The sequence below is a fragment of the Acidovorax sp. 69 genome (assembly GCF_002797445.1).
Classification (GTDB): domain Bacteria; phylum Pseudomonadota; class Gammaproteobacteria; order Burkholderiales; family Burkholderiaceae_C; genus Acidovorax.
Genome location: NZ_PGEP01000001.1, coordinates 899961 through 919921, shown reverse-complemented (window position 1 = coordinate 919921; position 19961 = coordinate 899961). Strand labels below are relative to the sequence as shown.

At 64.1% G+C, this 19961-nt stretch carries 19 protein-coding genes; 8 read left to right on the top strand and 11 right to left on the bottom strand.

The window, feature by feature from the left end; genetic code table 11:
• Nucleotides 1-29: 29 nt before the first annotated feature.
• Both CLU85_RS04300 and CLU85_RS04295 read right to left on the bottom strand, forming a co-directional pair.
• Nucleotides 30-683 (bottom strand): TetR/AcrR family transcriptional regulator, encoded by a 654-nt coding sequence (locus CLU85_RS04300; RefSeq protein WP_100409201.1) that lies wholly within the window; start codon nt 681-683, stop codon nt 30-32.
• Nucleotides 684-1242: 559 nt separating this feature from the next.
• Nucleotides 1243-2223 (bottom strand): tripartite tricarboxylate transporter substrate binding protein, encoded by a 981-nt coding sequence (locus CLU85_RS04295; protein ID WP_100409200.1) that lies wholly within the window; start codon nt 2221-2223, stop codon nt 1243-1245.
• A gap of 194 nt (nt 2224-2417) precedes the next feature.
• Between CLU85_RS04295 and acnA the strand changes: the two genes are divergently transcribed.
• From acnA to CLU85_RS04280, 3 genes are read left to right on the top strand one after another with little or no spacing between them, the layout of a single operon-like run.
• Nucleotides 2418-5072 (top strand): aconitate hydratase AcnA, encoded by a 2655-nt coding sequence (gene acnA, locus CLU85_RS04290; protein ID WP_100409199.1) that lies wholly within the window; start codon nt 2418-2420, stop codon nt 5070-5072.
• A 59-nt stretch (nt 5073-5131) separates the two neighbouring features.
• Nucleotides 5132-6100, top strand: coding sequence for a GntR family transcriptional regulator (locus CLU85_RS04285; protein ID WP_100409198.1), 969 nt, complete (start codon nt 5132-5134; stop codon nt 6098-6100).
• Nucleotides 6101-6126: 26 nt separating this feature from the next.
• Nucleotides 6127-6879: an ABC transporter substrate-binding protein gene (locus CLU85_RS04280; RefSeq protein ID WP_100409197.1), complete on the top strand. Its 753-nt coding sequence runs from the start codon at nt 6127-6129 to the stop codon at nt 6877-6879.
• Between the two features lie 489 nt (nt 6880-7368).
• On the opposite strand, the gene CLU85_RS04275 is transcribed toward CLU85_RS04280, so the two are convergent.
• Nucleotides 7369-8262 carry a LysR family transcriptional regulator gene (locus CLU85_RS04275; RefSeq protein ID WP_100409196.1) on the bottom strand — a complete coding sequence of 298 codons (894 nt, stop codon included), beginning with the start codon at nt 8260-8262 and terminating at the stop codon, nt 7369-7371.
• A 96-nt stretch (nt 8263-8358) separates the two neighbouring features.
• On the opposite strand from CLU85_RS04275, the gene CLU85_RS04270 reads away from it, so the two are divergent.
• Both CLU85_RS04270 and CLU85_RS04265 read left to right on the top strand, forming a co-directional pair.
• Nucleotides 8359-9234 carry an aldo/keto reductase family oxidoreductase gene (locus tag CLU85_RS04270; RefSeq protein WP_100409195.1) on the top strand — a complete coding sequence of 292 codons (876 nt, stop codon included), beginning with the start codon at nt 8359-8361 and terminating at the stop codon, nt 9232-9234.
• A 475-nt stretch (nt 9235-9709) separates the two neighbouring features.
• Complete coding sequence (locus CLU85_RS04265; RefSeq protein WP_100409194.1) at nt 9710-10627, top strand: alpha/beta fold hydrolase; 918 nt, start codon at nt 9710-9712, stop codon at nt 10625-10627.
• Nucleotides 10628-10660: 33 nt separating this feature from the next.
• Here the strand turns inward: CLU85_RS04265 and CLU85_RS04260 are convergent, their stop codons facing one another.
• Complete coding sequence (locus CLU85_RS04260) at nt 10661-11290, bottom strand: TetR/AcrR family transcriptional regulator (protein ID WP_100409193.1); 630 nt, start codon at nt 11288-11290, stop codon at nt 10661-10663.
• A 122-nt stretch (nt 11291-11412) separates the two neighbouring features.
• On the opposite strand from CLU85_RS04260, the gene CLU85_RS04255 reads away from it, so the two are divergent.
• Nucleotides 11413-11895, top strand: a complete 483-nt coding sequence (locus tag CLU85_RS04255) for a tautomerase enzyme (RefSeq protein ID WP_100409192.1) — start codon at nt 11413-11415, stop codon at nt 11893-11895.
• A 150-nt stretch (nt 11896-12045) separates the two neighbouring features.
• Nucleotides 12046-13031, top strand: a protein-coding gene (locus tag CLU85_RS04250; RefSeq protein ID WP_100409191.1) for an IS5 family transposase whose coding sequence is annotated in 2 segments (ribosomal slippage) — nt 12046-12223 and nt 12223-13031 — 987 coding nt in all. Because the reading frame shifts where the segments join, the coding sequence is not laid out codon by codon here.
• A 455-nt stretch (nt 13032-13486) separates the two neighbouring features.
• On the opposite strand, the gene CLU85_RS04245 is transcribed toward CLU85_RS04250, so the two are convergent.
• The 6 genes from CLU85_RS04245 to CLU85_RS04220 form a co-directional block, all read right to left on the bottom strand.
• A complete protein-coding gene (locus CLU85_RS04245; protein WP_100409190.1) occupies nt 13487-14050 on the bottom strand; it encodes a VOC family protein in 564 nt (187 codons plus the stop codon).
• Nucleotides 14051-14070: 20 nt separating this feature from the next.
• Nucleotides 14071-15069, bottom strand: a complete 999-nt coding sequence (locus CLU85_RS04240) for a zinc-dependent alcohol dehydrogenase family protein (protein WP_100412368.1) — start codon at nt 15067-15069, stop codon at nt 14071-14073.
• A 17-nt stretch (nt 15070-15086) separates the two neighbouring features.
• Entirely contained in the window at nt 15087-15665 is a 579-nt protein-coding gene (locus CLU85_RS04235) for an amino acid synthesis family protein (RefSeq protein ID WP_100409189.1), read from the bottom strand.
• Between the two features lie 22 nt (nt 15666-15687).
• Entirely contained in the window at nt 15688-16659 is a 972-nt protein-coding gene (locus CLU85_RS04230) for a tripartite tricarboxylate transporter substrate binding protein (protein ID WP_100409188.1), read from the bottom strand.
• 86 nt (nt 16660-16745) lie between these two features.
• The gene (locus CLU85_RS04225) at nt 16746-17606 is read right to left on the bottom strand and encodes a fumarylacetoacetate hydrolase family protein (protein ID WP_100409187.1); all 861 of its coding nucleotides are present in this window, start codon (nt 17604-17606) and stop codon (nt 16746-16748) included.
• Nucleotides 17607-18036: 430 nt separating this feature from the next.
• Entirely contained in the window at nt 18037-18753 is a 717-nt protein-coding gene (locus tag CLU85_RS04220) for a GntR family transcriptional regulator (protein ID WP_100409186.1), read from the bottom strand.
• A 34-nt stretch (nt 18754-18787) separates the two neighbouring features.
• Between CLU85_RS04220 and CLU85_RS04215 the strand changes: the two genes are divergently transcribed.
• Nucleotides 18788-19375: an NADPH-dependent FMN reductase gene (locus CLU85_RS04215; RefSeq protein WP_100409185.1), complete on the top strand. Its 588-nt coding sequence runs from the start codon at nt 18788-18790 to the stop codon at nt 19373-19375.
• Between the two features lie 43 nt (nt 19376-19418).
• Here CLU85_RS04215 and CLU85_RS04210 read toward each other — a convergent pair whose 3' ends face one another.
• Complete coding sequence (locus CLU85_RS04210) at nt 19419-19961, bottom strand: cupin domain-containing protein (RefSeq protein ID WP_100409184.1); 543 nt, start codon at nt 19959-19961, stop codon at nt 19419-19421.

Below are 19961 nucleotides of genomic sequence, written 5' to 3'. Positions count from 1 at the left end.
TGATCTTTCAGAGGGGGAAGAGTTAGGGGTCAGCGCTTGGCGCGCAGCATTTCGAAAAAGCCTTCGGCATAGACGTCCAAAGGTGTCGGCGATCGATCCAGTTTGGCGCGCAGCACAGCGCCCTCCCAGCCAATCCAGAAGAACTGCGCGAGCCTCGCGCAGTCGTGGTGTGCAGCAATCTCTTTGGCCCGCTGGGCTTCGGCAAGGCAGGTTGCCGTGCGCGCCTGCCAGTCGAGGAAGACCTGCTCTAGCTTTGGGCGGAAAGACTCGGGCAGCGTGCCCATTTCCTGGCCGAGGTTTCCCACAAGGCAACCGCGCCTGAAGTCGTGGCGGGCCATGCCCTCCGTGGCATCTTGTATGAAGTTGCGAAGGCGTTGAACAGGGGAGATCGCTGTGTCAAGAAACCATCGGTCGAGCTTGCGGGCAAAGTAGTCGGCATAGGCGGTGATCAGCACCTGTCCGAACGCTTCCTTGCTGTCGAAGTAGTAATAGAAGGAACCCTTGGGGACTTGCACCGCACGCAGAACTTCGTCAATGCCAACCGACGAGTAACCCTTCTCGGTCAGGACTGCTACGCCAGTTCGGATCAGCAGCGCGCGAATATCCTGACGTGGAACATCCGAATTCTTGGGTGGCCGGCCGCGTCGACGCGCTTGTGGTAGCAGCGGTGTTATTGAAGTCATGAGGCAAAGTGGCAAATTAGACCGTTGGGTCTCATTGTGCACAAAATAGACCGATCGTCTATTAAAATTCGCAAAATCCCCAATCTCGATTGCTCAGAGCCGACGCTTCGATATCGGTGTGGGCATTGCAGCCTCTGCTGCCAACGACTGCGGAAAAGGTGCTCCCGACCCGTTGTTGCAAGTCACTCAAATCAGCGGCCCAAACCATCGCTCAGCGGGGTGAATTCGGTCACTTCAAGGTCAGCTCCACAGCGGTTACATCGCCCGGCACAGCTGTACCAGTGCACGGTGTATTCGACGTTCCAGTCACTGGGCGAAGCAACAGGTTGTGGCTCAGCAGGGCGGTGTAAAGAATTACGCTGGCCCAGCCCTTCTGCGGGCTGTCGCCTTGATCGCCGCAGCGGCAGTGAGCAGCGGTCAAGAACTCAATCGCCCATCCGTGGCTATGCATAGCGACAGAGCCCTTCGCTCCGCCATAGAGTTGCAGATGGCCACGTATCCTGGTGGCCACCGCGCCCCACCAAACCGCTGCTCCTGCTTGGTCTTGCGCCGATTCGGATCATTCAATCCGTATGTTGCGTTCCTTCACCAAACGGGACCACTTCTGGCTTTCTGCGTCGATGAACGCGGCAAAGTCCGCTGGAGTACCACCTCCCAGTTCGTTACTTTGAGAAAGGATGCGATCTTTCACCTCTGAGTGCGCTGCAGCCTGCACAAAGGCACCACTCAATTTGTCGATGACGGACTTGGGTGTTCCTTTGGGGGCCACATAGCCCATCCAGTTGGAGACCTGAACCTGTGGGTAGCCCAGTTCGGTGAATGTGGGTACGTCGGGAAGGCTGCTCAGCCGCTTGGGCGATGTCACGGCAAGGGGGCGTATCTTGCCAGCTTGGATGGAGGGCAGCGCTGCACCGGTCTGCTCGAACATCAGGTCCACCTGACCTGCCAGGAGAGCGGTTGAAGCGGGACCGCCACCCTTGTATGGCACACCCAGCATTTCGACGCCCGCAGATTGTTCAAACAGCTCCGCGGACAGGTGATGCGCGCCGCCAGGACCTGCATTGGCAATGCTCAGCACCCCGGGCTTTTGCTTTGCGGCAGCCACCACTTCTTTCACTGCACGAAACGGCCGGTCGCTCGGGGTCACCAACACAAGCGGACTTTTCTCCAGCAAGTAGATGGGCACCATGCTCTTCGGGTCGAAGTTGATCTTTGGGTAGATCGAAGGGTTCACCGCCAGCGGCCCGAAGCTGCCCATTCCGATGGTGTAGCCGTCAGCCGGAGCCTTGGCAAGCAACTCCATACCAATGTTGCCGCTCGCTCCGGGCTTGTTGTCAATGATGACCGGCTGACCCAGCAACTTGCTCAATTGAAGCGCCACTAGGCGCGTTTTCACGTCGGTGTTGCCCCCCGCTGCAAAGGGAACAATGATCGTAATGGGTTTGGCCGGATAGTCAGCGGCCTGGGCATGCACAGCCATGGGGGCAATCAAGACAGCAGCCATCGCGGCAGTGCTGGCAATGAGGTGACGACGGTTCATGTTTGTCTCTCTTTCTCTTTGTAGTGATGGTGGGTGACGACGTGAAATGGCTTTGTGACAACGCTCTGTGCAGGAGGGGCTTTGGCCAGGCTACCCATGCAAGCGCTGTGGCCTGCGTGGATCTGTACGCCTTGGTACCAGAATCGCGTCAACTCAAATTGCATTTTATATTCTATAAATGCAATAATGCAAGCATGAATTCCCCCGCACCTACGCCACAACTGAACCTAGATCACGCCATCGGCAGCCTGTCGCTGCAGGGCCGCACGCTGCGTTTTGTGAACCTGCCCGCCCTGCTGGGGGCCGGCTTGCCGCGCTGGCCCGTGGTGCTGCGCCTGCTACTGGAAAACGCGCTGCGCCACCTGCAGGGCGATGAACGTGCAGCCGCTGCGCAGGCTTTGGCAGATTGGCTGGAGAGTGGGCGCAGCGAGGCCGAGGTGGCCTTCCAGCCCGGGCGGGTGTTGATGCACGACACCACCAGCACCCCCGCGCTGGTGGACATTGCGGGCATGCGCGACGCGCTGGCCGAAGCGGGGCTGGACCCCACGGTGCTCAACCCCGGCCTGCCCGTGGATGTGTCGGTCGACCACTCGCTGGCCGTAGAGGTGTACGCCACGCCCGATGCGCCGCAGCAGAACATGCAGCATGAGATTCGCCGCAATGGCGAGCGTTACAGCTTCTTGCGCTGGGCCTCGCAGGTGCTGAAGGGCGTGCGCATCCACCCGCCGGGCACGGGCATCATGCACACGCTGAACCTGGAGCAGCTGGCCACCGTGGTCACCACCGAAGCGCGCAGCGATGGCGACTGGCTGGTGCCCGACACGCTGATCGGCACCGACAGCCACACCCCCATGATCAACGGCATTGGTGTGCTGGGCTGGGGCGTGGGGGGGCTGGAGGCGCAGACGGTGATGTTTGGCATGCCCACCATGCTGCGCATCCCCGATGTGATTGGCGTGCAGCTCACGGGCGCCCTGCCCCCGGCCGTGCTGGCCACCGACCTGGCCTTGACGGTAACGCGCCGCCTGCGCGAGATCGGTGTCTCGGGTGAGTTTGTGGAGTTCTACGGCCCCGGCGTGTCCACGCTGTCGGCCGGTGACCGCGCCGTGGTGGCCAACATGGCACCTGAGTACGGCGCCACCACGGGCTTCTTCCCCATCGATGCCGCCACGCTGGCCTACCTGCGCGCCACTGGCCGCAGCGATGGGCAGGTGGCCCTGGTCGAGGCCGGTGCCCGCGCTCTGGGCCTGTGGTTTGACCCGGCCGCCACGCCACGCTACACGCGCAGCATCACGGTGGATTTGCCCTCCATCGGCCACCATGTGGCCGGCCCGCGCCGCCCGCAAGACCAAATGGACCATGGCGACACCGCCCAAGCGCTGGCCGCCGTGGGTTTTGTGCCCCACACGGTGCGCGAAGGCGCCCTGCCCCAGCACGCCGTGGCCATCGCGGCCATCACCAGCTGCACCAACACGTCTGACCCCAAGCTGCTGATTGCCGCCGGCCTGCTAGCGCGAAAGGCGCGCGCGCTGGGGCTGAAGGCGCCCGCCTGGGTCAAGACCTCGATGGCGCCCGGATCGCCCGCCGCTGCCAGCTACCTGCAGCGCGCGGGGCTGGCGGACGACCTGGCTGCCATGGGCTTTGGCATTGTGGGCTTTGGCTGCACCACCTGCATTGGCAACCCCGGCCCGCTCACCGCGCCGGTGCGCGAGGCGATTGCGGCGGGCGAGAGCCTGCCCGTGGCCATCCTCTCGGGCAACCGCAACTTTCCTGGCCGCGTGCACCCCGATCTGGAGCTGAGCTTCATCATGTCGCCGCCTCTGGTCATCGCCTTTGGCCTGGCGGGCCGCGCCGATGTGAACCTGCGCGAAGAGCCCGTACAGACCACGCCCGACGGCCGTGCCGTGTACCTGCGCGACCTGTGGCCCACCGATGCGGAGATGGCGCAGCACCTGGCGCTGTCGGCTGAGCCTGCCGACTATCGGCGTGACTTCGCCATCGCCAGCCAGAACCCCCTGTGGCACGCGCTGGAGGCCCCGCGCACGCCACGCTTTCCGTGGGATGCGGCATCGAACGCGCTGCGCCGCCCGCCCTTTGCCTCGTTCAGCGAAGGCAGCCAGCTGGGCACCTACACGGCCTGGCCGCTGATGCTGCTGGGCGACGACATCACCACCGACCACCTCTCGCCAGCCAGCGCCATCCCGCCCGACAGCCTGGTGGCCGACTACCTGGTGGCCCGCGGCGAGTCGCGCAACGACCTCAACGTGTTTGCCTCGCGCCGGGGCAATTGGGAGGTGATGGTGCGCGCCGCCTTCCACAGCAAGACGGTGGGCAACCGCCTGCACCCGAACCTGCCCGTGGCCCACACGCTGCATGTGCCCAGTGGCGAGGTGCAGCCCATCTGGGAAGTGGCCCAGCGCTACCGCGACGCGGGCGAGTCGGTGGTGGTGGTGGCGGGCGAGCGCTATGGCACGGGCTCGTCGCGCGACTGGGCCGCCAAGGGCCAGCGCCTCTTGGGCATCCGCGCCGTGGTGGCCTGCAGCTTTGAGCGCATCCACCGCTCCAACCTCATCGGCATGGGCATCCTGCCGGTGAAGCTGCCTGCGGGCGTGCACCCCGACACGCTGGCCCTGCAAGCAGGCGACCGGCTGGAAGTCCACGCCAACGCCGACCGCCTGCAGCCACGCGGCGCCATCACGGTGCGCGTGCTGCGCGCCGATGGGCGCACGGACACCCTGCCCTGCACCGCAGCGGTGGAAACGCGGCTAGAGGTGGAGCTGCTGCGCCAGGGCGGCGTGATGCCACGCATCCTGCACCAGACGCGCGAGCGCCTGACCGTCGCGGCCTGAGCCTGCGTACACCACGCGTCACCAAGCCAGTGCCTGGGCCCGCCATGCATACTTTGGGGATGACTCCGGAAAAACCGATCCCCCTGCAACTGCTAGAGATGGCCCACAGCCAGCAATGGCCTGCGGGCACCCACCTGGGCGCCCAAAAGCTGGCCGACCAGCTGCGCGTCTCGCGCTCCCCCGTCAACGACGCCCTGGCCCTGCTGCACGACAAGGGCGTGCTGGTGCGCGAGCCCAACCGGGGCTACTTTTTGGCACGGCCGGTAGACAAGCCTGTGGCAGCACTGGCCGAATCGCTGGGCCTGGAAGCCGAAGACCAGGTCACCGCCGTGTACTTTCAGCTGGCGGACGACCGCCTGCGCGGCCAACTGCCCGACGAGTTCACCGAGACCGCCATCAAGCAGCGCTACCGCCTCACGCCTGCGCAGCTCAACACCCTGCTATCGCGCATGGCCCACGAAGGCTGGATCGAGAAGCGCCCCGGCTACGGCTGGGCGTTTTCGTCCATGCTCACCACGTCCGACAGCCTGCTGCAGTCCTACCGCCTGCGCCTGGCGCTGGAGCCCGCCGCCCTGCTTGAGCCCGGCTACCGGCTCGACGCACAGGTGATTGCGCGCTGCCGCGCGGCCGAGCAGCATTTGCTCAGTGGAGGCATTGAAACCGACACCGCCGACCAGCTGCACGAGCGCGGCGTGCGCTTTCATGAATCGCTGGTCGAGGCCTCGGGCAACCCGTTTTTCATTGACACCATCCGCCGCGTGAACCGTGTGCGGCGGCTGCTGTCGTACCGATCGATGCAAAACCGCCAGCGCTACCGCGAGCACTGCGACCAGCACCTGGCCATCCTCGATCTGCTGGAGCGCGAACGCCAAACCGAAGCCGCAGAGGCCCTGCGCAGCCACCTGCAAAGCACGCTGCGCAACCTGGGACAAATTTCAGGCCTGCTGCAAGGCGCGGCCACGGCCCCAGATGCCACGGCCAACCCCACACCTTCCCCCCGGCTCGTCCGGCGGCCCCGCGCCCGTTAGCGCGTCACTTCTTTTTCATCACTGCCATGACTGTGTCTGCTGAAACCATCCGCGCATTGGCCCCTCAGGGCGTGCTGCGCGCCTCCATCAACCTGGGCAACCCCATCCTGGCGGGCGTGGACGCGCAAGGTGCACCCAAGGGCGTGTCCATTGACCTGGCACGCGCCTTTGCCCAGCGCCTGGGTGTGGGGCTGGAGCTGGTGGTGTTTGACGCCGCAGGCAAGTCGGTCGAGGCCGTGCGCGGCGAGCAGGCCGACATCGGCTTCTTCGCCATCGACCCAGTGCGCGGCGAAGGCATTGCGTTCACCGCACCCTATGTGCTGATCGAGGGCAGCTACCTCGTGCGGGCTGATTCGCCCCTGCAGACCAACGACGAGGTGGACCAGAGCGGCCGCACCGTGACGGTGGGCAGGGGCAGCGCGTACGACCTGTTCCTGAGCCGTGAACTCAAGCACGCCACCATCGAGCGCGCCCCCACCTCGCCCGCCGTGGTCGACACCTTCATCACTCACGGGCACGATGTGGCGGCGGGCGTGAAGCAGCAACTGGAAGCCGACGCACAGCGCCTGAGCGGCCTACGCCTGCTGCCGGGGCGCTTCATGGTCATACAGCAGGCCATGGGCACGCCCAAGGGCCGGGGCGCGGCCGCACAGGCCGTGCTGGCCCAGTTTGTCGAAGACATGAAGGCCAGCGGCTTTGTGGCCGAGGCCCTGGCACGCCACGGTATCCAGGGCGCCTCGGTGGCACCCGCTGCAGCCGCACAGGCCTTGTCGAACTGAAAATTGCGCACGGCTCAGCGATGGATAGCCCACATGGGCAGCCACACTACGTGATAGCGCAACGCGCGCGGCGACGGCATCAGCGTGTTGGCGATGGTTGCCGCCACCGTCCAGCTCGCCCTGGAGCAAGTATTCTGGGTGTTGCGGCCGACCTTGTGTTCACTACATGCGCAAAATTCCCACTGACCAGCCAAGGGGCACCGCCACGCGCTTAGACAAAGACTTGAGGCAAGAGATCACGGGTCAGTCCGCGGTCGGCAGATCCCGCAAAAATGGTCTGATTTTCATTGGCCGCAACAGGAAGAATGCTGCCTGTTGCAAGCGGGCTGCTGCCTCGATGTCCACTTCCACAGCGGTCTCCTGAAAAACTTACGTCATCGAAGGCTCTGCAGCCCGGCAGGCGTTCATCTAGAAGACAACACGGTTCGGCGACACCCGCCCTGAACAGCAGCCACGACATCAGGTTGATTTGAAAGCACTAGAGGCAGCTCACGCCCGAACAAAATCCACGAACGCCCGTAGCGGCGCTGGCAGCAGACGCCGACCCGGGTAGTACAGGAATGGCCCGGAAAACTTTGGCCACCATTCCTGTAGAACGGGCTGCAGGGCGCCGCTGTCTAGATGTGGCTGCAGCCACTCCTGGAACAAGTAAACCAGGCCCATGCCACCGATGGCAGCGTCAACCGCCAAGTCAGCCGCAGCACCAGCCTGCACGATAAGCGCTGGCTTCGGATCGACCTGCAACGTCTCCTTGCCACGCTCAAACTCCCAAGGCGGCATGGCACCGCTGTTGAAACGAAGGCGCAGGCACTCATGGGCTAACAAATCCCTGGGATGGCGGGGCAAACCGCAGCGCGCCAGGTATTCGGGCGCTGCTGCACAGGCAAATCGTTGTACACGCGGGCCGATGGGCACCGCAATCATGTCCTGCTGCAGACGCTCTCCGTAGCGGATGCCCGCGTCGCATCCTGCAGCCAAGACATCGACGAAGCCGTCTTCGGCAATCACCTCCAGCAGGATGTCCGGGTAGGCCGCACGAAACCTGGGAACGATGCCCGGCAGCACCAGCTTCAACGCGGAGACCGGCACGTTCAGCCTGAGCGTTCCGGCGGGCTGGTCGCGAAAGCCATTGACCACTTCCAGCGCGGCCTCGACCTCTCGAAGCGCGGGGACGAGCTTCTCCAGCAGACGTTGCCCAGCCTCGGTCGGAGCGACGGTCCGCGTAGTGCGGTTGAGCAGGCGAACGCCCAGTTGCGTTTCAAGCCGCCGAACCGCGTCGCTGACCGCTGAAGCGCTGATGTCACTTTGGCGAGCACCGCCGCGAAAGCCCTTCGCCTTCACCACCGCGACAAACGCATTCAGATCACTCAGGTTAGCTTTCATTGTCCAGAATTATGCACAGCCTGTGCAAACTAGTGGAGCTTATCAAGCATCCACGCAGCCCCTAGACTGGAGCGAGATCATCACAAGGACACTGACATGAACCACATCTCCAAAGCCGGATACTTCCATCTTGGCGACCGCAAGGTCTACCGTCTGGGCTACGGCGCCATGCAGTTGGCGGGCCCCCATGTCTTCGGCCCGCCGAATGACCGCAACGCGGCCTTGGCAGTCCTTCGTGCCGCCATAGAAGCTGGCGTGAACCACATCGACACCAGTGATTTTTATGGCCCTCACATCACCAATCAGCTGATCCGCGAAGCCCTCAGTCCCTACCACCATGACCTGACGATCGTGACCAAGATTGGTGCTGTGCGAGATGAACAGGGGGCTTGGTTGCCAGCAGCTTCCGCCGAAGCCTTGACGACGGCCGTGCACGATAACCTGCGCAATCTGGGCCTGGACAGGCTGGAGGTCGTCAACTTCCGCGCCATGTTCGACATGTTCGGCCCCGCCGAAGGCTCCATCGAAGAACCGTTGACAGTACTTGCCGCCCTCCAGCAGCAGGACCTGATCCGTCATATCGGCCTGAGCAATGTCACGGCTAATCAGGTCGTGCAGGCTCGCCGCATCTGTGCGGTGGTGTGCGTGCAGAACCAGTACAACTTGGTCCATCGCAGAGATGACGCTTTGATCGACACCCTGTCGCAAGAAGGCATCGCGTACGTGCCATTTTTCCCGCTGGGCGGATTCAGCCCACTCCAATCAGCAGGATTGTCGGCGGTCGCGCGAAGCGTTGGTGCGACGCCATTGCAAGTGGCCCTTGCGTGGCTCCTGAAAAGATCGCCCAACATTCTTCTGATTCCCGGGACGTCTTCCCTCGGACATCTGCGGGAGAACCTTACTGCCGCAGACGTCGAGCTTTCGGCGGCCGTGATGGCCGAGCTAGACGGTGTTGCCACGCGCCGCCCATGACTGCGACAGTTCCCATACCCACGCCATGCCACCAAGACTTCGTCAGAGACAAGGCACCGCGAACGATCATTCACGCTGAAGTAATTCAGGGACGCACCGTCTAGCTAACAAACTGAATGTGGTGCTCGACGAGCTCATGATCTGGCGCCAATGATCCGTGTGTTCGCCAACTATTCATGACCATGCAAGGTGTTTCGAATGATCGTCCACCGAGCAACCGATCTGGGCCGCTCGGACCATGCGCCGCAAATGACTCAGATCAAACCGGAGCCGACGCCTCATGGTCCGTGTCGCCATTGGAAACTGACACCACCACAACTTGCACCGGTCGCACCGTGAAATTGGCGGCCTGGTGCCCATGGCTAGACTTGATCCAACTGAAAATAGCCTGTTGACTTTTCACTCCTCGTCATCAGTCGCGTTGGCGTCCCTTGAAAGTTGATATGTCGATTGTCATAGTTTAGGATTTCAGTCTATGACAGACGACATACAACAAACTGATGCACCACGCCCGTCGCCGCATTCCTTCGCTCTCACAGCGGATGATGGGTTTTTATTGTCCGCCACCCTATATTCAACCATCACGCGTCCTGTAGGACGACTGATTGTCGCGGGCGCTACTGCGGTGCCGCAAGGCTTCTACCGCAAGTTCGCAGAGTTTGCTGCGGAGAGAGGCTTTGAGACACTGACATTCGATTACCGGGGCATCGGAAAGTCGCGTCCTTCATCGCTCAAGGGCTTTGAGATGTCGCTGCTGGACTGGGGCCAGCTCGACCTTGCCGCCGCGGTGGAGCACATGTCCCAAGGCGACGGGCTACCGCTCTACATGGTCGGTCATTCTTATGGAGGCCACGCTTTGGGGCTGCTCCCAAACCATGACAAGCTGGCCGGTTTTTATGGCTTCGGCATTGGCGCAGGGTGGCATGGCTGGATGCCAAGCTCGGAGCAGTGGAAGGTACTACCCATGTGGCATTTGGTGCTCCCCTTGCTGACTTGGTGGAAGGGCTACTGTCCTTGGAGAATGCTGGGCATGGGCGAGGATCTTCCACGCAACGTCTTCTGGCAATGGCGGCACTGGTGCCGGTATCCGCGCTATTTCTTCGATGACCCAGCGATGTTGGGTATCGAGGATCGATATGCACGGGTGCGGGTTCCGATCATGGCGGTCAACGCGGTCGACGACCGCTGGGCTACGGCGAGTTCGCGCGACGCTTTCATGAGCGGCTATCGGAATGCGCCGCTGTCTACCAGCGACATCCACCCGACAGCGCCCTCCGGAGGCATCGGACACATGGGCTATTTCAGAGCATCCTCCCAGGTATTCTGGGATGAAGCGTTGGGATGGCTGGCACGATCCGGCCGCACTCACAACCGCCCAGAAACTGCATCCTGAAATGCGCGCCCAAGCGACGGTGTCAGCCGTATCTCATTCATTTTTTTCAGAAGTGGGCACCTGCTGCAAGGTAAGTTTCAGAATGGCATGTAGCTCCCGGGTCACAGAGTCCAGCGGCTCTCGGCTGCGCGCCGCGCGGCACATGGCAACAGTTCCCTCCACAGACGCGACCACCAGTGCTGCCAGGCTTTTGGCTCGTTCATCTTCCACGCCTGCTTTAACCAAAGAACCCGCAAAGATACCCTGCCAGCTGCTGAATGCACCATGCACCAGAAGGCGCAGGCGTTCGCGCGCACCAACCTCCTCATCTCCCAACGTATCCATCACGCTGCCTTGCTCTATGGCAACAGCCAAGACAGGACACCCTGCTTCGAAATCCGACACTTCTAGGACATGTTGCCACCAGGCGATGAATGCTAGTAAGCCTTCAACGGGACCGTGCGTGTGGAGTAAATCCGCGAGTGGTCCTGCAACCGCGTGGTCCGCATACGCAACAGCCTCTTCCAGCATCTGTTGCTTTCCGCCCGGGAAGTGGTGTGCAAGCGATCCACGAGGGGTGCCTGTGTGGTGAACAACGTCTCGCAAGCTGGTGGCCGCTACGCCTTGGCGACTGATCAAGTCAGCCGCGCCGGCAATCATCTTTTCCTTGGTAGAGGACAACATTCCTGGTGCTTATATGTCAAACGACATAGCTAGTTTAGGACAAACGCAGCATCTGCGCGCTGAGGGCGAGGATCCCTGCGCCGCCCACATTCAGCAGACCACTCCCAAAAAGAGGGAAAACCATGACCATCATTACCATCGCGACACCCAAAGGCCGTCTATCAGTCGAGCAACGCCGCCAGCTGGCACAAACACTTACCGATGCGGTGCTGATCCCGGAGGTGGGGCAACTGGCGGTGGCAGCCCGTGTCGGGTTCCAGGTGCACTTCGTCGAACGCGCGCCCAGCGAGGTCGCCATCGCCGGTGTCTTGCTGAGCGATCAACACCCAATGCCCGATTTGGCCACGATCGACATCTGCGTCATGGAGGGAGATTGGTCGCCACTGGTGCGCAAGCAAGTCATCGAAAACACCCTCTCAGCCATGACCTCGGCATGCGGCCTGAACGCGCCATCTCCCACCTGGTGGGTTAACTTCCGAGTCATCGACGAAGGAAGCTGGGGGTCGCGCGGCCGCGTCACCTCCATCTTGGACCTTCTGGCCAGCGGTGTATTCACCACAACCAAGGCCGAAGCAATCCGCCAGTCGCTGGTGCGCAAAATGTAGTCGAGGGGCCGATATGTGCGAAGGTCAGAGCGCCTTCCCGCACCATGGCCATCAAGTGTTGATTCATTTCTAAAACGGGGCTAGGGATTCTCTGCACGAATCCCTGAGCGATGTGATTGCACAGCGGGCGCAAGCCCAGACAATACGAGCATGAAGCAAAGCAGTTTGGGCCTGAGCAACACCACCAAGCGCACCCGCAAGCGTGAATTCCTTGATGCCATGGAACTCGTGGTGCCCTGGGCTGAACTGGTCTCGCTGATAGAGCCCTACACACCCGAAGGTGGGCGCAGGGGCCAGCAGCCCTTTGCAGTGCAGACCCTGCTGCGTACCACTTCATGCGGCATTGGTTCAAGCTCAGCGACCCAGCCATGGAGGAAGCGCTGCACGACGTGCCAGCCTTTCGGGACTTTGCAGGTTTGTCCCACTGGGACGAACACATCCCCAGTGAATCGAGCATCCTGCGCTTTAGACATCTGCTGGAGCGCCACAAGCTGGCCGATCAGATTCTGGCCACGGTCAATGCACTGCTGCAAGCCAAAGTGCTGCAACTCAAAGCGGGCACGGTGGTGGATGCCACGCTGATTGCCGCGCCCAGCTCCACCAAGAACCAAAGCGGCGAGCGCGACCCCGAGATGCACCAGAGCAAGAAGGGCAACCAGTGGTACTTCGGTATGAAGGCCCACATTGGGGTGGATGCAGACTCGGGGCTGGTGCACAGCGTGCGAGGCACCAGTGGCAATATGAACGACGTGATCGAAGCAAACAGTCTGCTGCACGGGCAAGAAACTGATGCCTTTGGAGATGCGGGCTACCAAGGGGTGGACAAGCGGCCAGATGCCAACAAGAACGTGCGCTGGCATGTGGCCATGCGGCCGGGATTGCGCCGGGCTTTGGACAAAGACAGCCCTCTTGAGGCTCTGATCGATCAACTGGAACGAACCAAGGCCAGCATCCGGGCCAGGGTTGAGCACCCGTTCAGGGTAATCAAGCAACAGTTCGGGTACGTGAAGGTGCGCTACCGGGGGCTCAAGAAGAACACGGCACAGCTCGTCACGCTGTTTGGGCTGGGCAATCTGTGGATGGCTAGGAAAAAGCTATTGGAAGTCCTGGGACAGGTGCGCGCGCAGGGGGCGTAGTGCCCCTAAACATGGGGTAGATGGCCCTTGCGCAGGGCGCGAATGGGCGATGAGTGCGCCATTCACTCAAAGCAGGCCGGGTTTTAGATCAGATACCGCAGTGGCGCGGTCAAAAGGGATTCGTGCAGGCCATCCTTAGGTTATCCAGATTCAGCAATATCTTCGTGTCCTGCGATTCCCTGATCAAGGCTTGCATGAACTCAATCAGCTTGGCGAAATCGGCGCCATGTCATTGAGCCAGTTGCGGGCCTTCCCATGGTGGTGGCACTTCGCATGTGCGGGTGCTGCTGCCATGGGGAGTGTTTTTTGACCCGCACTGAGACCAGAGCAAACGGGGCTCCCCTTGGGAAGCCCGTGTTATTGGCGTGTCCATGCCCTTGCAATTACCTGCGAGTCGTGGCAAGCGTCAGACGTCCGTGGATCCGCGATCAAAGCCGACGGTGCTCCTGTCCACCTCAACTAAGGTTGGATGTCTTCAACGCCTCGCTGCGCAATGCGAAGCGTGCCGCCCATTCCGACACCGGCATGAAGCTTGGATCGGTGCGCACCACGCGCTCGGTCTGGGCCCAGATGGCCTCGTCGTCCAGGTCCAGGTCCAGCGGGTCGCCGTGGGGCTGGCTCACGTACCAGGGCGTGTCCAGGTACACCTCCACGGTGTTGTCTTCGGGGTCCATGCAGTAGATGGAGATCGCGTTGCCATGGTTGAGCCCGCGCATCCTGGTCGCGCCCATGGCCAGGGCGCGGCGGCGCGCCTCGCGCAGGTGGTCGATGGTCTTGACCTTGAAGGACAGCTGCATCACCGTGCTGGGCGCATCCGCGCCGCGCCCGCCGGCCAGCACCAGCTGGTGGTGCTGGTCCTCGCGCCCGCTGAGGAAAACGATCTCGAAACGGAAGGTGACACCCTCGCCCCGGTCGGTCTCCTGCATGTCGAACACGCCGGTGTAGAAGGCTTTCATCACCTCCAGGTCGCGGCAGAAGATGCCGCAGTGCGACAGGTTGGCGGCATAGGCTTGGGTCATGGTGGCGGGCTCCACGGGATTCAGGGGATCAGGACGAGCTTGCCCAGCGTGCCACCGCTGTCCAGCAGCTCATGGGCCTGGCGCGCCTGCGCCAGTGGCATGCGCATGGCGCGAGGTGCGCGCACCTGGCCGGTAGCCATGAGTGCGATGGCCTGCTCCATCAGGCCGCGGCGCTGCGCGATGTCGGCATCCACCGCGTGGATGGAGAAGGTGCGGATGGCCAGGCTCTTGGCCAGCAGCTTGCGCAGTTCGTCGAACACATCGTTCGACGGCGGGCCGGCCAGGATGTTGTACGACACCGCCATGCCCGAGGGCGCCAGCGAGCGCAGGCAGGCAATGAACAGCCCCGCGCCCAGATGGTCGAACGCCATGTCCACGCCCCGCCCGCCGGTGAGCTCCATCACCCGCTGCGGCAGGGCCTGCACATCGCCGTCGACCAGGTCGCTCACCCCGTTCTCCAGCGCAAAGGCGCGCTTCTCGGGCGTGGACGCGGTGCCGATCACCCGCAGGTCGCGCGCCCGGGCCACCTGCGCCAGCGCGGTGGCCACGCCGCCGGCAGCACCCGGCACCAGGATGGCCTGCGCCGGCAGGTTGCCGTTGCTGGCCAGCAGCGCCAGCGCGAGCTGGAAGTTGCCCAGGCTCACCGCGTCCTCGAAGGCGATGGATGCGGGCAGCACGAAGGGCACGGCCTCGTCCACGCAGATGTACTGCACATAGCAGCCGCCGCGCTGGGGCAGCTCGCGCGCGCTGACCAGCACGCGGTCGCCCACGGCCAGGCGCGCCACGCCCGGGCCCACGGCCTCGACCACGCCGGCCAGCTCATTGCCGGGCACGGCCGGCAGCGGCGGCATCCATTTGTAGGTACCGTTGCGGATCAGCACATCCGGCCCGCCTGCGCCAATGGCGTGGGCCTGCACCCGCACCTGGCCTGGGCCGGGCTGGGGCACGGGCAGGTCGACCAGCGCCAGCACCTCGGGGCCACCGGTGACCTGCAGTTGCACGGCCTTCATCGTCGTCATGTCAGGGGCCTGCATGGTCAGCGCTGCCCGTCGTGCACGGCAACCTGCTCGCGCGTGAGACCGCCCAGGCGCGAGTGGATGCGCCCGCCGTCGGCCATCACCAGGGCGAACAGGATTTCGTCGGGGCGCGGCGCGTCCTGGATGCCCACCTCGGTGCTGTTGAAATGGCTGCGCACGTAGGCCGCATGGATGTAGTGCAGCGGCACCATCAGCCGGTAGCCCGTGGCCGCCACGGCCTTGGCCGCCGGCACGATGGCCTTGGGCTCGCCCAGCACCTGGCGCATGGCCCAGCCGCCGGCCTCATGCCACACGGCACCGTGCTCCAGCTCGCCGTTGACGCCGACGATGGCGGCCTTGCTGTAGGCCTGCACGTTCTCCTTGCCCAGCGTGGCCACCAGTTCCTCGGCCAGCAGGGTGCCCAGGCTGCGCAGCTCGGCCATGAAGGGCAGCAGATCGGGCTCGTAGCGGCCCGCATAGGGGTTGCGAATCACCGCGCAGGCGGCGGCCACGCGCAGCGGCTGGTCTGCCGGCGGGCCGCCCTCGTGGTAGATGGTTTCGATGCTGAGGCTGCGTTTGCGAATGGCGATCAAGGTCATGCGGAAAAGTCTTTCGGTGAATTCATTGTTTCGGGATCTTGGCATCGGCCACGACCTGCTGCCATTTTTCCAGCTCATGGCTGACCATGGCCTTCATCTCGTCGGGCGTGCTGCCGCGCGCCTCGCCCCCCATGTCCTCCAACCGCTGGCGCACGGCCGGCGCCTGCAGCGCGCGCAGGGCCTCGGCGTTCAGCCGCTCCACCACGGCGCGCGGGGTGCCGGCCGGCGCCATCAGGCCCGCCCAGGAGCGCACGTCGTAGCCCGCCACGCCCTGCTCTGCCACCGTAGGCACACTGGGCAGGCCCGGCCAGCGCTGCGGGCCGGTGGTGGCAATGGCGCGCAGCTTGCCGGCCTGTATGTTGGACATCACCGCCGTGGGTGGCGCGATGATGAAGGGAACATCCCCCGCCAGCAAGGCGGTGAGCGCTGCAGCATCGCCCCGGTAGGGCACGTGCAGCAGGTTCACACGGGCCAGCTTGGCCAGCAGCTCGCCCGCCAGGTGGTGGGTGGAGCCCACCCCCGCCGTGCCATAGGCCACCGTGCCGGGCGCGGCCTGCGCGCTGGCGATCACCTCGCGCAGCCCCTGCACCTTGGAGTTGGTGTTGACCACCACCAGAAAGGGGAAGTAGGTGACCGTGGAGACCATCTCGAAATCGGCCACCGACTTGTACGGCAGCGTGTTGTACAGCGCCCCCGCCACGGCATGGCCCCCGGTGGCCAGCAGCAGGGTGTAGCCATCGGGCTTGGCACGGGCCACCGTGGTGGCGGCAATGGTGCCGCCGGCACCGGACTGCGCCTCCACCACCATGGGCTGGCCCAGGGCCTTGCCCATCTCCAGCCCCACAGCACGGGCGATGGCGTCGGCATTGCCGCCGGGGGCAAATCCCTGGTAGAGCTTGATGGCCCGCTCCGGGTAGGCCTGGGCCAGCGCCGGCAAGGCCGGCCATGCCACGGCAGCCGCACTGCAGGCGGCCAGGAGATGTCTTCTGTTCATGCTGTTTGTCTCCAGGGGCGGCGGCCGTCTTGGGGCTGCGCTCTGCCCGGGTGGGGTGGATGGATGGGTGGGTGGGAGGCCCGGCCTCAGCCCTGCGCGACGACGGGGTTGCGCAGCAGGCCGATGGCTTCGATCTCTACCTCCACCACATCGCCGGGCTTCATGAACTGCGGTGGCTTCTTGCTCCAGCCCACACCGGCCGGGGTGCCGGTGATGACCACGTCGCCGGGGACCAGCGTGAAGATGGTCGAGGCGTAGGCGATGAGGCGCGGGATCGAGAAAATCATGTGACCCGTGTGGCTGGACTGCACCACGGCACCGTTGAGCCGCGTCTCCAGCTTGAGTTCGCGGCCCGGAGCGATCTCGTCGGCGGTCACCATCCACGGGCCGAAGGCGCCGGTGGACTCGAAATTCTTGCCCGACGCGATCTGCTTGGCATGGAACTGCCATTCGCGCACGCTGGCATCGTTGTAGCAGCTGTAGCCGGCAATGTGCGCCCAGGCATCGGCCTCGGCAATGTCGCGCCCTTCCTTGCCGATGACCACGGCCAGCTCGCCCTCCCAGTCCAGCGACTCCGACACATGCGGGCGCACGATGGGGCCCTGGTGCGGGGTCTGCGAGCGCCACACGCGCAAAAAGATCGGTGGCTGCTCGGACAGCTCGCGGTGCATGCCAGCGGCCAGCACCTCCTGGTGGTGGTCCATGTAGTTGCGCACGGCGCAGACGATTTTTTCGGGGCGCGGGATCACTGGCAGATAGACCACGTCGGCCAGCTTCGCGTCAGCCCCCAGCCCCGCCACCAGCGCGTCGCGCCGCGCGAAGTCGGGGCTGCCAATGAAGTCAGCCAGAGTGGCATGGCCAGTGCGCGCGGCCAGCTCGGCCACGCCGTCGCCGACGACGACGCCCCAGGTCTCACGGCCGGCGATCGAGTAGGACATCAGTTTCATGGGTTTCCTTCAAAGGGATGGGAGAGGTGGAAAGAACGGCGACCCGGAGTGACTTTTTCCAGCCGCACGAATTGGTGCATGAAGTTATTTTTATGCATAAAACATTGTAAATGCATAGTGGTTTACACCAAGCACAAAACTGAAGAGGCACGAAAGAGCCTGCCAGCGGCGGCGCCTCAAGTAATCAACAGGGGGGAAGTTACTGGTGGCCGGCACCCGACCCCGCGTGCGCCAGGCAGGCAGGGGAAAGCCCGCAGCGGTGTTTCGCCTGGGCTGCGTGGGTGCAGATGCGCTGGGGGTGCGCGAAGAGAAAGGCTGAAAGGGATGCGCGGGGCCGCGATGGCCGCCAGCATGTAGGCGGTGCGTGCAGCCCGCTACCGGTCAGTTGGATGCTGGGACAGCCAGGAGCCTTTCAGCCCTGGCTGCAGGTTCAGCCCTCCTGCTGCTCGACCTGGGCCAGCACCGCCATCACATTGCGCTGGGTGCTCAGGATGTGCTCTTCAAGCAGCGCGCAGGCGGTGTCCGCATCGCGGCGCAGCGTGGCGTCCATGAGCTTGCGGTGCTCGTTCGACTTGCGCCGCGAGGTCTTGCGAAAGCGGGCCGAGTAGCGGCGGTAGCGCTCGGCCTGGTCGAACAGGCTGGCGCTCCAGGTGCGCAGGCGCTCCGACGGGCTGGCGGAGATCAGCGCGGTATGGAAGGCGGTGTGCAGTTCGGTCCAATCGTTGTCCAGGATGACCGGCCCATCGCCCAGGCGGCCCTCCATTTTTTCAAGCCGGTGGTAGGCACCCACCACAGAGGCCTCCCACGCATCATCGCCATGGGCGATGGATTCGCGCAGCGCCTGCACGTCCAGCATCACGCGCATGCGGGTGATGTCGGCCAGGTCTTCCTCCGAAATGGCGGCCACCCGAAAGCCGCGCCGCTCGTCGGCCCGGATCAGGCCCTCCTGGGCCAGGCGGCTCAGGGCCTCGCGCAGCGGGCTGCTGGAAAAGCCATACGCCGTCTGCAGCTCGTCGAGCTTGAGCTTGGCACCGGCACCATAGGTACCGCTGAGCACATCGTGGCGCAGTTGTGCAAACGCCTGGTCAACCAGGGGCGGTGTGCGCGTGGGCGTTTCTTTTTTGTACATGTTTTGAATTTTATGCATAAACTAAAACAATTGAAAGAAGGAGCAAACCCCAGTGACCGCCAACCCGAACGCCGCCCCCACCCGCCTCGTTGCCATATCGGGCAGCATCCGCCGCGCATCGCACTGCACGGCCGTGCTGCGCAGCCTCACACCGCTGCTGCCACCCACAGCCACGCTGGAGTTGTTTCCGCTGGACGACGTGCCCATGTACAACGCCGACCTCGATGGCGACAGCCCGCCGGCCGCGGTCGCGCAGCTCAAGGCTGACATCGCGGCTGCGGACGGCCTGGTGATCTGCTCGCCCGAGTACAACTACGGCATCCCCGGCGTGCTCAAGAACGCCATCGACTGGGCATCGCGCCCGGGCTTCGCCTCGCCGCTCAAGGGCAAGCCGGTGCTGGTCATGACCGCATCGCCCGGCACGGCCGGCGGCGTGCGCGCGCAGGCCCAGATCCGCGATGCCCTGGCCGCCACGCTGGCCCGGCCGCTGGTTCGCCAGCATATCGCCATCGCAGGCGTGGCCAGCCGCATCCAGGACGGCCTCCTGGTGGACGAGCCGACCCTGGGCTTCATCCAGGCCGGCCTGGTGGACCTGCTCAGCGAGATCCGCTGGCTCCAGGCCGCGCGCCAGCAGGCGTGATGCACGCAGGGGCCTGCCGCCCCTGCAAGCCCCGTCATGGCAATCAACCTGCCCGCCGCGCCCCCATCAGCACGAACAGCATGGTGGCGGGCTGGTCGGTGTGGTTGCGCCAGGCGTGCCGGTTGCCGTGCTGCACCGCCACGTCGTGCCGGCGCAGCAGCACCTGAGCGCCGTCGTCCAGCTCCAGCATGATCTCGCCCTCCAGCACCACGTCGTAGTCGATGCTCTCGGTGGTGTGCATGCCCGGGTGGTCCTGCTCGAATCGCTCGGCCAGACCCGGCACCTTCTGCGCAAACTCCGCACCAAAGGCCGCACCGTCGAAATCCGCGCGCATCATCACCGCGTCCGGCGGGAAGGTGACGAACATCAGCAGCGTCTCGCCCGCTGCAGGCACGAAACCGGTCTGCCCCGTGCGGTCGGCCACAGCCCCCTGGCCCAGCACCTCGCCGGCCGAGGTGGCCCACAGCAGGGCAGCGGCAAAGCCCTGTGCGCTCTCGAACTCCACGGCACGCGGCGCCACGCCGTCCGTGAACACCTGCGAGCGGCCGTTGGCACCGACCCCCGCGACGATTCGCCTGATTTGCAT

Coding starts and splice junctions, on each gene's coding strand:
- CLU85_RS04220 (WP_100409186.1), bottom strand. CDS start 18,753: ATGCATAAAATTCAAAACATGTACAAAAAAGAAACGCCCACGCGCACA.
- CLU85_RS04260 (WP_100409193.1), bottom strand. CDS start 11,290: ATGTTGTCCTCTACCAAGGAAAAGATGATTGCCGGCGCGGCTGACTTG.
- CLU85_RS04235 (WP_100409189.1), bottom strand. CDS start 15,665: ATGACCTTGATCGCCATTCGCAAACGCAGCCTCAGCATCGAAACCATC.
- CLU85_RS04225 (WP_100409187.1), bottom strand. CDS start 17,606: ATGAAACTGATGTCCTACTCGATCGCCGGCCGTGAGACCTGGGGCGTC.
- CLU85_RS04265 (WP_100409194.1), top strand. CDS start 9,710: ATGACAGACGACATACAACAAACTGATGCACCACGCCCGTCGCCGCAT.
- CLU85_RS04230 (WP_100409188.1), bottom strand. CDS start 16,659: ATGAACAGAAGACATCTCCTGGCCGCCTGCAGTGCGGCTGCCGTGGCA.
- CLU85_RS04275 (WP_100409196.1), bottom strand. CDS start 8,262: ATGAAAGCTAACCTGAGTGATCTGAATGCGTTTGTCGCGGTGGTGAAG.
- CLU85_RS04255 (WP_100409192.1), top strand. CDS start 11,413: ATGACCATCATTACCATCGCGACACCCAAAGGCCGTCTATCAGTCGAG.
- CLU85_RS04285 (WP_100409198.1), top strand. CDS start 5,132: ATGACTCCGGAAAAACCGATCCCCCTGCAACTGCTAGAGATGGCCCAC.
- CLU85_RS04245 (WP_100409190.1), bottom strand. CDS start 14,050: ATGACCCAAGCCTATGCCGCCAACCTGTCGCACTGCGGCATCTTCTGC.
- CLU85_RS04240 (WP_100412368.1), bottom strand. CDS start 15,069: ATGACGACGATGAAGGCCGTGCAACTGCAGGTCACCGGTGGCCCCGAG.
- CLU85_RS04270 (WP_100409195.1), top strand. CDS start 8,359: ATGAACCACATCTCCAAAGCCGGATACTTCCATCTTGGCGACCGCAAG.
- acnA (WP_100409199.1), top strand. CDS start 2,418: ATGAATTCCCCCGCACCTACGCCACAACTGAACCTAGATCACGCCATC.
- CLU85_RS04300 (WP_100409201.1), bottom strand. CDS start 683: ATGACTTCAATAACACCGCTGCTACCACAAGCGCGTCGACGCGGCCGG.
- CLU85_RS04295 (WP_100409200.1), bottom strand. CDS start 2,223: ATGAACCGTCGTCACCTCATTGCCAGCACTGCCGCGATGGCTGCTGTC.
- CLU85_RS04280 (WP_100409197.1), top strand. CDS start 6,127: ATGACTGTGTCTGCTGAAACCATCCGCGCATTGGCCCCTCAGGGCGTG.
- CLU85_RS04210 (WP_100409184.1), bottom strand. CDS start 19,961: ATGCAAATCAGGCGAATCGTCGCGGGGGTCGGTGCCAACGGCCGCTCG.